The following is an 11,687-nucleotide window of genomic DNA, read 5'->3' as shown; positions in this document are numbered from 1 at the left end:
TGCCCCAGGCTTTGGGGGCGGATCTTTGGTTTGTCACCGGGGAAGGGCCGCGTCTTTCTACGATTGAAACACAGGCGGATTTTGACAAGCTGAATGCGGCGAGCGCCATTCATGAGACGCTCAATCCGATCTATGAGACTGTGCGAATCCTGCGTCAGGAGCTGCCCAAGGAGACCACGCTGATTGGTTTTGCAGGCGCACCTTGGACGGTTGCGACCTATATGGTGGCCGGGCGGGGGACGCCGGATCAGGGGCCAGCGCATAAGCTGAAGGATGAAAATCCGGAGCTGTTTGGCGCGATCATCGACCGTCTGAGCGAGGGTACGGTGGATTACCTGAGCAAGCAGATTGAGGCCGGTGCGGAGGTTGTGAAGCTGTTTGACAGCTGGGCAGGCTCTCTCAAGGGGGCGGATTTTGATCGCTATGCGCTTGAACCAACAAAGAAAATCATTGCCGAGCTGAAGGCGCGACATCCGGATGTTCCGATCATTGCTTTCCCGCGTGGCGCAGGAGAGCGCTATGTGGGCTTTGCCAAGGCGACGGGCGCGGATTGTGTGGCGCTGGACGATGGTGTGACGCCGGAATGGGCCGCAGAACATGTGCAGGTTGACAGCTGTGTGCAGGGGAATCTCAAGTCTTCCCATATGGTTACAGGCGGTCAGGCGCTGGTGGATGAGACCCGCAAGATTGTCGATGCCTTCAACAAAGGGCCGCATATTTTCAATCTTGGGCATGGCATCACACCGGATGCAGACCCTGAGAATGTGCAGCTGATGATCGACACGTTGCGTGGGCGTTGAGCCCGCGTTAACCATAAAATCGAACGTCGGTATTGCGTCTGTATCGCGACGGTATTGCGGAGGTGCGTTTTTGCGCGCCTCTTTTTTCTTAACACGACGCGCGTTGCAGGCTGCTGATCAGAGGTCTTGACGCCCGGCCTTGGCCAGTTCCGCCAGAATCTCCATCGTGTGTGCGCCACGTTTGGGGGCGGCGTTGATCTGTGCCGCCTTCCCATCAAAACGCGGGGCAGGGGCGGCTTGAAGATTGCCGTCCGGATGATGCCAGACCTGACGTGCGGCCATATGTGGGGACTGCGCGCTTTCCTCGGGCGAAAGGACCACGGCAACGCAGGCGTCAGAGCCAGAAAACAGGCTGTCCCAATGCAGGCGTGGCGCTGACAGAAAGAGATCGGACAGGCGCGCGGTGAGCTTGGGCCAGAGGGCGGCGTTGTGCTGTTGGGCAAATTCCGGATCATCGCTGAGGCCCAGCTTCTCCAGAAATGCGGCATAGAACTGCGGCTCCAGAGATTGCACGGAGACATGGCCGCCATCGGCGCAGAGATAGCTGCGCGACCAATGCGGGCCGTCCAGCAGGCTGTGGCCGCGTTCCATTGACATGCCGCCCCCCTGACGCAGCGCCATGAGCAGGGTCATCATATGGGCGGAGCCATCGACAATGGCGGCGTCCACCACTGTGCCTTGTCCGGTGGCGCGCGCGTTGAGAATGCCGGAGAGGATGCCGATCACCAGATAAAGCGCGCCGCCGCCAATATCCCCTACCAGCGTGGCGGGGGTGATGGGCGGGGTACCGGGCTCTGAGGCGTACCAAAGCGCGCCGGATTGGGCGATGTAGTTGAGATCATGCCCGGCAGTCTGCGCGCGGGGGCCGGTCTGGCCCCAGCCGGTCATGCGGCCATAGACCAAGGCGGGATTGTCGGCGTGGCACGCGGCCGGGCTAAGGCCCAAGCGTTCCATCACGCCGGGGCGAAAGCCTTCGATCAGGGCATCGGCAGTGGAGATGAGTGTCTTGGCTGTGGCCAGATCCTCTGGGTCTTTGAGGTCAAGCGTGATGGAGCGTTTGCCCCGGTCGAGCACGGATTGGTCGGCGGTGATCGCGGCGGCGGTTTTGCGGTGGATGGTGATGACATCTGCGCCAAGGTCCGCGAGTAGCATGGCGGCGAAGGGGGCGGGGCCGAGGCCTTCGATTTCGATGATGCGGGTGCCTTGGAGCATGTGTGGTCCAATCATGAGAGCCGAGGGCTGCGTAGTCCCGCGGGGTGGTGCGAATGCGCCGCCCCATGGGGGCGGGACGGCGCAGCCCGACTTGTAGTCGGGCCTTTTTTAGGTGCTGCTCAGTCCGCCACCAACTGTCAGGGTCTGGCCGCTGACATAATTGCTTTCCGGGCAGCAGAAGAGATAGACGCCATCGGCGGCTTCTTCTGGAGTGCCGGGGCGGCCCAATGGTACCATGGCGGCGAACCCTGTTGCGACTTTTTCGGGGATGCCGATGCCGACGGTATTGCCATCCACGGTGATGGATTTCTTCTCATTGGTGGCCTCGGTGAGGCGGGTTTCGATATAGCCAAAGGCAACGCAGTTCACGTTCACCTTAAAGCGGCCCCATTCTTTGGCCAGTGTTTTGGTGAGACCGAGCACAGCGGATTTGGCCGAAGAATAGTTCGCCTGACCGACATTGCCGCCGGTGCCTGCGATGGAGGAGATGTTCACCACCTTGCGGAAGACTTCCTGCCCGGCTTCGGCCTCTTGGGTGGCGGCGCCTTTGATGAAGCCGGAAGCGGCGCGCAGAATGCGGAAGGGCGCTTTGACGTGGACATCCATCATGGCGTCAAACTGATCGTCGGTCATATGGCCGATGAGGCTGTCCCATGTGTAGCCGGCGTTGTTGACGATGATGTCGATCGCGTTCCATTCAGAGACACCTGCGCCGATGAAGCGCTCGGCAAAGCCCTCCTCAGTGACCGAGCCAGGCACGGCAATGGCGTTGCCACCGGCGGCGGTGATTTCATCGACCACGGCCTGCGCAGGGGCTTCTTCGAGATCATTGACGACGATATTGGCGCCTTCGCGGGCGAGTTTCAGCGCAACGGCGCGACCAATGCCGTTGCCAGCGCCGGTGATATAGGCGGTTTTGCCTGTCAGCTTTCCAGTGAATTTGCTCATTTGATGGGTCCTTAGTCCAGGTCCAGCGACCGTGCGATCACTTCTTTCATGATTTCATTGGTGCCGCCGTAGATCTTTTGCACGCGCGCATCGGTGTAGAGTTCGCTGATCGGATACTCGGACATATAGCCATAGCCGCCGTGCAGTTGCAGGCATTCATCCACGATTTCACATTGGGTTTGCGTGCCCCACCATTTGGCCATGGCGGCCTTTTCGGCAGTGAGCTGACCTGCGTCGAGCTCTGCGAGGCATTGATCACAGAAGGCGGCGAGCAGTTCGATCTTGGTGGCGCATTCGGCGAGTTTGAAGCGGGTGTTTTGAAAATCCATGACCCGCTGGCCAAAGGCTTTGCGCTCTTTCACATAGGTCAGGGTGTGCTCCAGCGCGCATTGGGAGGCCCCGAGCGCCATATAGCCCAGTATCAGCCGTTCCCATGGGAGCTGCTGCATCAGTTGCACAAAGCCCTGACCCTCTTCGGTGCCAATCAAATTGGTAAGCGGCACGCGCACATCGGTGAAAGACAGCTCAGCAGTGTCGTTGCGCTTCATGCCCATTTTCTTCAGGCGACGGCCCACGGCGAAGCCTTCGAGCCCTTCGGTTTCCACCACGATCAGCGAGACGCCACGGCCTTTGGCGGTTGGGTCGGTTTTGGCGACGAGCACAATCAGATCGGCCGTTGCCCCATTGGTGATGAAGGTTTTCGCACCGTTGATCAGATATTCATTGCCATCGCGCAGGGCGGTGGTCTTGACGGCTTGCAGATCGGAGCCTGTGCCCGGTTCGGTCATGGCGATGGCGGCAATTTTGTCGCCTGAGGCCAGATCCGGGAGCCAGCGTGCTTTCTGCTCTTCGGTGCCAAAAGCGGTGATATAATGTGCAGCGATGTTGTGCACGGAGACGCCCCAGCCGCTGTCACCGGCTTTGGTCTGTTCCAGAAAGGTGACAGCGTCAAAATGACGGGAGAGGCCAAGCCCCCCATGGGCTTCGGGGAAGGTTGCGCCAAGGATGCCAAGCGTGCCTGCTTTTTTCCAAAGGGATTTCGGGATGACGCCCGCCTCGGTCCAGGCGTCTTTGTTGGGGGTGATCTCTTCGTCAAAGAAACGTTTGACGGTGGCTGCAAAGGCATTGTGGTCTTCGCGCATCCACATGTGATTGGGCATGCGTGTCTCCTGTCAGGTGGGACGGTTGGCGTCAGGGGGCTGCGGTGCCGCAGATTTTGGCCTCGCCGCGGAGGGTCTGGGTGCCATCTTCAAGATGGGCGGCGAGCTTCACGGTGAGCAGAACCCGGCCATGTTCTTCGTGGCGGTGGGTCACTTGACCGGTGCAGGTGAGCACGGCCCCGACGGGGGTGATTGCGGTGAAGCGGGTGGAGAGGCTGCGCAGGCGATCCTGCCCGGCCCAGTCGGTGGCGAGGCGGCCAAGCTGCGCCATAGAGAGCATGCCATGGGCAAAGACATCGTCCATCCCGGCGGCGCGCGCGAAATCCAGATCGATATGGATCGGGTTGTGATCGCCGGAGGCTCCGGCGTAGAGCGCGAGGGTGCTGCGGGAAATTGGGCCGAAGGTGAGCGGCGGGAGGCTGTCGCCGACCTGTGCGGTGGTGGGGGTGACTGTCATGATCTCTCTCCCTCAGCCCAGACGGTGAATGAGGCGGCGGCTGGCCTCGACAAGCAGGCCACGTTTGGGGTGTGAAATGCGGGTGGCGATATGAGCGATTTCAAGCTTGCCACCTTTGGCGTCGGTGAAATGCATGACTTCGTTTTCCACCTCCAGCGTGTCTGTGGCATACATCAACCCATGATAGGCGTATTCTTCGGTGCCATGCAGCAGCACGCGCAGATCACCATTGATGCGGTCAAGCAGGTCAGGCGCTCCGGCGCGCTTGGCCTTTTGATCTGCAAATGTGCCCACAACCACAGCATAGGTGGGCGGCGCGAGAACATCGGGGTGTCCCGCCGCGCGGGCCGCGTCGCGGTCACGATAAAGCGGATTGGTTTCGCCAATGGTTTCCGTGAAGAAAGCCAGCGGGCCGGGTTCCAGTGTGATCCGGATCGATGGGGTGATCTGCCCTTTGGTCGATCTGTCAAAAATGCCCATGCGTTTATGCCGCCTGATAAAGGGTGACGACGCAGGCGCCGCCAAGCCCAAGATTGTGTTGCAGCGCGGTGCGTGCGCCTTCGACCTGCCGGGCCTGTGCCGTGCCGCGCAGTTGATGGGTCAGCTCATAGCATTGCGCCAGGCCTGTCGCACCAAGCGGATGTCCTTTGGACAGCAGCCCACCAGAGGGGTTTGTCACATATTTCCCACCGTAGGTGTTGTTGCCATCGGCAATGAACTTCTGCGCCGTGCCTTCTGGTGTCAGGCCCAGACCTTCATAGGTGATCAGTTCGTTGTGGGCGAAGCAATCATGCAGCTCCACCACATCCACATCCGTGATGGCAATGCCGGACGCCTCCTGCACCTGCTGCGCCGCGGCTGCGGTCATATCATAGCCGACAACCTGCATCATGTCTTTGGCTTCAAAGGTGGAGGCGTAGTCGGTGGTCATGGCCTGTGCTTTGATTTGCACCGTGGTGTTCAGGCCATGTTTTTCAGCGAAGGCTTGAGAGCAGAGGATGGCAGCTGCACCTCCACATGTGGGCGGGCAGGCCATGAGGCGGGTCATCACCCCCTCCCAGATCACGGGGGCGGCCAGCACCTCTTCGGTCGTGAGTTCCTTGTCAAACAACGCAAGCGGATTGCGCGCGGCATGGCGTGAGGCTTTGGCGCGGATCTTGGCAAAATCCGCGAGTTCCGTGCCATGTTTTTCCATGTGGGATTTGCCTGCCCCTCCAAAGTAACGCAGGGCGAGCGGAATCTCACCCTGTCCCACAAGCGCGTCACAAGCGGCGTCAAAATCGTCAAATGGGGTTGGGCGATCTGTCCAATGGGAGGTGAGGGCGCCGGGCTGCATTTGCTCAAAACCCACGGCCAGCACACAGTCGGCCATGCCGCTTTCAATCGCCTGACGGGCCATGAAAAGCGCGGTTGAGCCGGTGGAGCAGTTGTTGTTCACATTGATGATGGGAAGGCCTGTCATGCCCACATGATAGAGCGCTTTCTGCCCACAGGTGCTGTCCCCATAGACATAGCCCGCATAGGCTTGCTGCACGGCATCATAAGGCAGGCCAGCATCCTTGAGCGCGGCGCGCACAGCGGCAGCGCCCATTTGATCGTAGCTTTCTGATGCGCCCGGTTTTGCAAATTTGATCATGCCGACACCGGCCACAATGACCTCTTGCCCCATGTGAACCTCCTCCTGTTTCCCTGCTCGCTCCTCAGAGATTTGTGGCGAGTATCGGATTGACCATGCCATCTTGCAAATTCAATGTTGTCCCGTGCTATTCTTTGGAGGAATGGATGAACCTGACCAAATTGCGCTATGTGGTGGCGGTGGACCGGCAGGGAGCGATCAGTGGCGCAGCGCGCCTGCTCAATGTGACGCAGTCGGCCGTGACCAAGGCGGTTGCGGACGTGGAGCAGGAGCTTGGTGCGGCGCTGTTTGCGCGCCATGCGCGAGGCGTTTCTGCCACAGCGGAAGGGCGCCAGTTCATAGACCGGGCCGCACGCATCCTTGCGGATGTGGATCAATTGGTGGCCGATGTGGATCAGGGGCGCAAAACCCGAGAACAGGTCTTGCGGATTGGGGTGTCACCAAGCTCACTTGAAGGGCTCATGAGCCGCGCAATCTGGGCTTTGGTGGGGGACCATCCTGATGTGCGGGTGCATCTGCGCGGAGCGTCTTTTGAGGCGGGCTTGCAGCTGTTTCGGCAGGGGGATCTGGACGCTCTGTTGGGGCCTGCACGGCCTCTGATGGCGGAAGCGGGCGTGCAATGTGAGGCTTTGCCGCCCTTGCAAGCCTTGTTCTTTGTCCGGCGCGGGCATCCTTTGGCAGGCAAGCGTGTGAGCGCGGCAGATGTTGCGGCCTTGCCGTTGATTGTGCCTGAGACCAGCGGTCCCTATGCGGAGCCGATACAGCATTTGATGGAGCAGGGGGAGGGGGATCCGCTGAGGCGCTTGCACATCATGCAGAGTTTCACCATGGCGGCGGGTGTGATCGAGCGCAGTGAAGCCGTGGGCTTTGTCGTGGACAGCTATGCTAAGAGCCGCCATTTTCGGTCGCGTTTTGAAGTTTTGGATTTCCCACTGCAAGAGCCGTTGCCGATGGCCGTGGCCTATCGCACAGGCGGGCAAAGGGGCCGCGCGCTGGGGTGGTTTTTGCAAGCTGTACGTGATTTTCCGCCAACCACGGGTGTGGAAATGCCCTGAGTGTTAACCGTCTGAGACTGCTGGAACTTGCGCAATCAAAGCGGCGCGGGTTTTGCGCCAAAGGGCGGGCAGGGTGGTCAGCTCATTTTCAAAGGCGGCAGTGTCGTTCTGTTTGGTGGCGGTGTCTGCGGTGATCAAACGCTCGTGATAGGCGCGGGCGCCAAAGACGGCGGAGGCGCCCGCGAGGTCATGGCACATACGGGCGACTTTGCTTGAGTTGCGATAGGGGGCGGTGATGGCCGCATTGAGCGCATCGCCCTCGTCCACAAATCGCGACAGGAGGCGCTGGAACGTGGCATCTGGCAGGCCGGTGCGGTTGTTCTGAAAGGCGAGGATATCCAGCAGCGGATAGGGGCTATTGGTGTCGAAAATGTCCTCTGTCTCGTCGGTGTGCACCGTCTCCCCTGTGATGTCGTCGAGATCCTGAGGATGGTCGCGTCCATCGGCATAGGCCTGTTGCAACCTCTCCTGCAGGGCGGTGCGATTGAGGGGTTTGGCCAGAAAGCCATCCATCCCATGTGCCAATAGTCGCTCGCGTTCTGCGGGCAGGATGTTTGCGGAAAAGGCAATGATGGGCGTGTCGGTGTTCGGACCATCGCTGTTGCGTATGGCTACGGTGGCTTGCAGACCGTCCATGACAGGCATGGAGATGTCCATGAGGATCAGATCGTATTTGTGAACCTTGGCATATTCGAGCGCTTCCAGCCCATTGTTGACACAGGTGGCGGTGTTGCCTTCGTTGATTAGGATTTCTTCGGTCAGTTCACAGTTGATGATGTTGTCTTCGACCACAAGAATATTCAGCGGCATTTGGTCTGTGCTTGGGGTGGGGACCGTTGCTTCTGATGGGCGGTCCCCTTTTTCCAACGGCAGGCGGAACCAGAACACACTTCCCACGCCCTGTGTGCTTTCCACACCTATGTCGCCGCCGAGGGTTTTGACGATTCGGCTGGCGATCCCGAGGCCAAGACCTGTGCCGCCGGGGACGCGGCCATAGGTGGAATCGTTGGTGACAAAATCCTCAAACACCCGCGCGATGCGATCTTCTGCGATGCCCACGCCGTTATCTATCACGCGAAATTCTACCAAGGTCATGGTGTGGTCGTCATCGGGGAGGGCTTCTGCCTCGATCGTGATGGCGCCGTTTTCCGTGAATTTGATGGCATTGCCGATCAGGTTCAGCAGAACCTGCTCTACTGCGGCGCGGTCTGTGCGCACCCATGGAAACGGTGTGCCTTCCCAGCGCCAGCTCAGAGCGCTGCCATGGGCGGTAGCGGCGCTGAGCTGGCTGTCGACCAGTTCTTGTAGCATCATCGTCAGATCTGTGTCTGCCACGGAAACCGCTGTCACCCCTGCTTCGTAGCGCGCGATGTTGAGGACCGTATCAACATGGCGCATCAGAACGCGCCCGGAGATTTCCATATTGCGGATGTAACGCAGCTGGGTGTCATCGGGGGCGGTGTCGTTGAGCAGGCTGAGATTGCCAAGCAACCCATTGAGGGGGGTGCGGATCTCGTGGCTCATGACCGTGAGAAATTCGGCTTTTGCTTTTTCACCGGCGAGGGCGCTGTCGCGGGCACGCACAAGTTCATGCTCGGCAGCGATGCGATCGGAAATGTCATGGATGAATGCGATCACGATGATGCGGTCGTCTTCCTGAGCGGTTTCCAGGGACACTTCTACCGGAAACAGCGTGCCATCGCCGCGCTGGGCGTCCATGCGGATGGGGCCCGTGCCTGCAACATGGTTTGCCTGTTGCGCGATGATCCGTTCGAGCGCTTTGGCGTGTTGCGCACGTTTGTCGGCGGCCACGCCAAAATCGAGGAAGTTGCGGCCTTTGATGTCTTCAAAATGATGCTGGAACATGACTTCGCAGGCTTTGTTGAACTCCAGCACGCGCGCGGCGCTGTCGATCACCATCACGCCGTCAAAGGAGGCGGTGAGAATGGTGTTCATCCGGTCATTGGCCTGTTCGATTGCCTGATTGTGTTCATGTGTGCGGCGATAGAGTGAGAACACGTGAATGATCAGGGCGACCAGCGCGGCCACCAGAAGGACGGCGCTGAAGGTCAGGCGCAGCAGGGTGCCGGTGACACGTTCGCGCCGGTCGTCTGCATGTTCGGCGAAATATGTCAGGCCTTTGAGGGAGAGCGTCCGGGTATCGTTGCGCAGATGGCCTGATTGTTCCGCCAGAAGCGGGAGTGCGGCGCGCAGGTCGGCATCGGGGCCGTCAATCAGAGCGACGCTGCTGTCCAGAAACCGGCGCACGCGCTGAAGAGCGCCTTCGAATTCCGGGGTGACATTGAGCCGCTGATAGTTGGGCGAGTTCAGCATCGTAAGAATGCGGCTGTAAAAAATGTCATAGCGCAGGCGCAGCCGGTCGAGATCGTCCTCAGGGTCCAGCATGGCAGTTTCCAATGCTGCGGTGAAGTCGCGGGTTTCCAGCTCTGTTTGCGCGAGGGACCATTCGATGTTGTCGGAGGCTTCTGTGCGAAATTCGCGGAAGTTCGTGAGGACTTCATAGGCGGTAAAGGCGGCCACAACGCTCAACGCAGCGGCGCAGGCAACAAGCGTGGCACCAAAGACACGGCGCCATTTTGACGTTTGGAATTGAGGGAAAGCGTCCTTGATCCCCCGTTGGAGAGACATCGGAGACGGCCCGCGCGCGGTCATTTATCGCCCGGACCGCCTGCTGCTTTGGGCGGGCATGGCTGAGCAGAGGTGTAAGATACGGAGATACCTTGCGAATGTACCGGAGGCAGGAGTGACGTCACCATGGTGGTCACGTTAGTCGAGGACTTCGATCCTGTCGAGTTGCCAAACACTATGGGAATAGACCTTAGCTGTGCGAAAACTCTCTTTTGCGTCATACGGATACACCAACCAAAGCGGGCCCTTGTCGCGCCGATGCATTTGTTCGTCGTTCAATTCATACGCCAGAATTGGAGCGTCTACCTGCAGGAGATCGGTGTCAAATTCGATGGAGTAATCGTTGATCGCGGAAACCCTTAGCGTGTTGCCCGTACTCCCCAAAGTATCGAGTAACAACGCCAAGGAGACACCCGTGAACACCTGGACCCCGTCGGTCCAAATGGTGGTGGTTGAAAAGGACGTTGCAGGAAATGCGCGCAACATGTCCAAATCAAACTGAGCCGTGTCACCGACGTTGGTGGTGTCGATTTTCCCCGACACGGTCAGCACGACGCGTTCGGATGGAACATCCTTGGCGCCCTCAGCCCATGAGGCTGTCGTGAGTGGTAGCAAAACGGCCGTGGCAAGCGCGAGTAGTGAACGGGTCATTTTCCGCATGTGTTCCCACCTGTATTTGCTTAACGTGAGTAATACGAAAGTTGTCTGCATTGAACACATGGGCAAGCGTATAAAGCGCCTATACAAAGGGATAGGTTTTCGGCATTATTATACTTGGAATTCTCTAAAGTTATTCAATTTAATGCAGCGTCTACCAGATTCTGGGTGTTGAAGCTTGGCTCCAACTGCGTTTGTTTACCGAGGGTTGGGAAATCCCTACCTTGTTGTTGGGTGAGTGCCGCCAGATATCAGCGCGATGACCAATGGAGCCTGCTGTGAAAATCTTGATTGCGGATGATCATGACCTGTTGAGGGACACCCTTGTGGCTTTTGTGGAAGCGTCGGGGGAAACGACGACGGTGGCCGTGTCTGATCTTGATGGCGCTATCAATGCATTGGATGTGCATGGGGGCTTTGATCTTGTGCTGTTGGACTACAACATGCCGGGCATGCAGGGGCTTGACGGGCTGACGCGTGCCATGGCCCATGTATCTGCGCCGCGGGTGGCGTTGATGTCTGGGGAGGCGCCCAGGGACGTGGTGCATCGGGCGATGGGTCTCGGCGCGGCTGGGTTTGTGCCCAAAACACTGCCTGCTAAATCTCTGGTGAATGCGGTGCGCTTCATGGCTGCCGGAGAGCAATTTGTGCCAGCAGAGTTGCTCAATGATGCCGGAGAAGACAGAGCCGCTCATCCGATTGCGCAGAAATTGACAAAGCGGGAGATGCAGGTTCTCAAGGGGTTGGCAGAGGGCAAGGCCAATAAGCAAATCGCCCGGGATTTGAACCTGTCCGAGCCAACCATCAAGCTGCATGTGAAGAACCTGTATCGCAAGATTGGTGCCGCAAACCGAACACAGGCTGCGTTGATCGCACGTGAGGCGGCCCTCTTCTGATCTCGCTGGTGTGATCTGAAAATATATTAAAAACAATTGGTTGAAGCCCCGTCATTTGACGGGGTTTTCTGTGTTGAGGCGCGCCTTGTCGTGCGGACCTGCGCAATGCCTTATGCAATTGTTTCGATTTTTAGGCTTATTTACCATTTATTCACTTCTGACTCGAAGCAAATGTGCCGCATCAATAGATATGACCCCGGGGGCACAACTTGGGGTG

11 protein-coding genes are annotated in these 11,687 nt (G+C 58.9%); 3 read left to right on the top strand and 8 right to left on the bottom strand.

All coding sequences use genetic code 11. The annotated features are described in order from the left end of the window. Positions 1 to 800 (top strand): uroporphyrinogen decarboxylase family protein (locus SHM7688_RS08955; RefSeq protein ID WP_058239589.1); only part of this gene is annotated, 800 nt, incomplete at its 5' end. 117 nt (positions 801 to 917) lie between these two features. Here SHM7688_RS08955 and SHM7688_RS08950 read toward each other — a convergent pair. The 6 genes from SHM7688_RS08950 to SHM7688_RS08925 form a co-directional block, all read right to left on the bottom strand. Continuing rightward, on the bottom strand, positions 918 to 2,012 hold the full coding sequence (locus SHM7688_RS08950; protein ID WP_058239710.1) for a CaiB/BaiF CoA transferase family protein: 1,095 nt from the start codon (positions 2,010 to 2,012) through the stop codon (positions 918 to 920). 108 nt (positions 2,013 to 2,120) lie between these two features. After that, positions 2,121 to 2,960 carry an SDR family NAD(P)-dependent oxidoreductase gene (locus tag SHM7688_RS08945; protein WP_058239588.1) on the bottom strand — a complete coding sequence of 280 codons (840 nt, stop codon included), beginning with the start codon at positions 2,958 to 2,960 and terminating at the stop codon, positions 2,121 to 2,123. An 11-nt stretch (positions 2,961 to 2,971) separates the two neighbouring features. Continuing rightward, complete coding sequence (locus SHM7688_RS08940) at positions 2,972 to 4,120, bottom strand: acyl-CoA dehydrogenase family protein (protein ID WP_058239587.1); 1,149 nt, start codon at positions 4,118 to 4,120, stop codon at positions 2,972 to 2,974. 31 nt (positions 4,121 to 4,151) lie between these two features. After that, positions 4,152 to 4,577: a MaoC family dehydratase gene (locus SHM7688_RS08935; protein ID WP_058239586.1), complete on the bottom strand. Its 426-nt coding sequence runs from the start codon at positions 4,575 to 4,577 to the stop codon at positions 4,152 to 4,154. Between the two features lie 12 nt (positions 4,578 to 4,589). Beyond that, positions 4,590 to 5,057 (bottom strand): FAS1-like dehydratase domain-containing protein, encoded by a 468-nt coding sequence (locus SHM7688_RS08930; protein WP_058239585.1) that lies wholly within the window; start codon positions 5,055 to 5,057, stop codon positions 4,590 to 4,592. A gap of 4 nt (positions 5,058 to 5,061) precedes the next feature. Next, positions 5,062 to 6,246: a lipid-transfer protein gene (locus SHM7688_RS08925; protein ID WP_058239584.1), complete on the bottom strand. Its 1,185-nt coding sequence runs from the start codon at positions 6,244 to 6,246 to the stop codon at positions 5,062 to 5,064. Positions 6,247 to 6,359: 113 nt separating this feature from the next. Here SHM7688_RS08925 and SHM7688_RS08920 point away from each other — a divergent pair, with 113 nt between their 5' ends. After that, positions 6,360 to 7,268 (top strand): LysR family transcriptional regulator, encoded by a 909-nt coding sequence (locus SHM7688_RS08920; RefSeq protein WP_058239583.1) that lies wholly within the window; start codon positions 6,360 to 6,362, stop codon positions 7,266 to 7,268. 3 nt (positions 7,269 to 7,271) lie between these two features. Here the strand turns inward: SHM7688_RS08920 and SHM7688_RS08915 are convergent, their stop codons facing one another. Together SHM7688_RS08915 and SHM7688_RS08910 are read right to left on the bottom strand one after the other, a co-directional pair. Next, positions 7,272 to 9,917 (bottom strand): ATP-binding protein, encoded by a 2,646-nt coding sequence (locus SHM7688_RS08915; RefSeq protein ID WP_158500682.1) that lies wholly within the window; start codon positions 9,915 to 9,917, stop codon positions 7,272 to 7,274. A 138-nt stretch (positions 9,918 to 10,055) separates the two neighbouring features. Beyond that, positions 10,056 to 10,577, bottom strand: a complete 522-nt coding sequence (locus SHM7688_RS08910; protein WP_058239581.1) for a putative pterin-binding protein — start codon at positions 10,575 to 10,577, stop codon at positions 10,056 to 10,058. A gap of 275 nt (positions 10,578 to 10,852) precedes the next feature. Between SHM7688_RS08910 and SHM7688_RS08905 the strand changes: the two genes are divergently transcribed. Further along, the gene (locus SHM7688_RS08905; RefSeq protein ID WP_058239709.1) at positions 10,853 to 11,470 is read left to right on the top strand and encodes a LuxR C-terminal-related transcriptional regulator; all 618 of its coding nucleotides are present in this window, start codon (positions 10,853 to 10,855) and stop codon (positions 11,468 to 11,470) included. Positions 11,471 to 11,687 lie beyond the last annotated feature (217 nt).

Origin of the sequence: Shimia marina (assembly GCF_001458175.1) — a bacterium.
GTDB classification, from domain to species: domain Bacteria; phylum Pseudomonadota; class Alphaproteobacteria; order Rhodobacterales; family Rhodobacteraceae; genus Shimia; species Shimia marina.
This window is presented reverse-complemented; position numbering and strand designations above follow the sequence as displayed.

What these genes read in the sequence shown, in the direction of transcription:
- SHM7688_RS08950 (WP_058239710.1), bottom strand. Translation starts at nt 2,012, where the DNA reads ATGCTCCAAGGCACCCGCATCATCGAAATCGAAGGCCTCGGCCCCGCC.
- SHM7688_RS08945 (WP_058239588.1), bottom strand. Translation starts at nt 2,960, where the DNA reads ATGAGCAAATTCACTGGAAAGCTGACAGGCAAAACCGCCTATATCACC.
- SHM7688_RS08940 (WP_058239587.1), bottom strand. Translation starts at nt 4,120, where the DNA reads ATGCCCAATCACATGTGGATGCGCGAAGACCACAATGCCTTTGCAGCC.
- SHM7688_RS08935 (WP_058239586.1), bottom strand. Translation starts at nt 4,577, where the DNA reads ATGACAGTCACCCCCACCACCGCACAGGTCGGCGACAGCCTCCCGCCG.
- SHM7688_RS08930 (WP_058239585.1), bottom strand. Translation starts at nt 5,057, where the DNA reads ATGGGCATTTTTGACAGATCGACCAAAGGGCAGATCACCCCATCGATC.
- SHM7688_RS08925 (WP_058239584.1), bottom strand. Translation starts at nt 6,246, where the DNA reads ATGGGGCAAGAGGTCATTGTGGCCGGTGTCGGCATGATCAAATTTGCA.
- SHM7688_RS08920 (WP_058239583.1), top strand. Translation starts at nt 6,360, where the DNA reads ATGAACCTGACCAAATTGCGCTATGTGGTGGCGGTGGACCGGCAGGGA.
- SHM7688_RS08915 (WP_158500682.1), bottom strand. Translation starts at nt 9,917, where the DNA reads ATGTCTCTCCAACGGGGGATCAAGGACGCTTTCCCTCAATTCCAAACG.
- SHM7688_RS08910 (WP_058239581.1), bottom strand. Translation starts at nt 10,577, where the DNA reads ATGCGGAAAATGACCCGTTCACTACTCGCGCTTGCCACGGCCGTTTTG.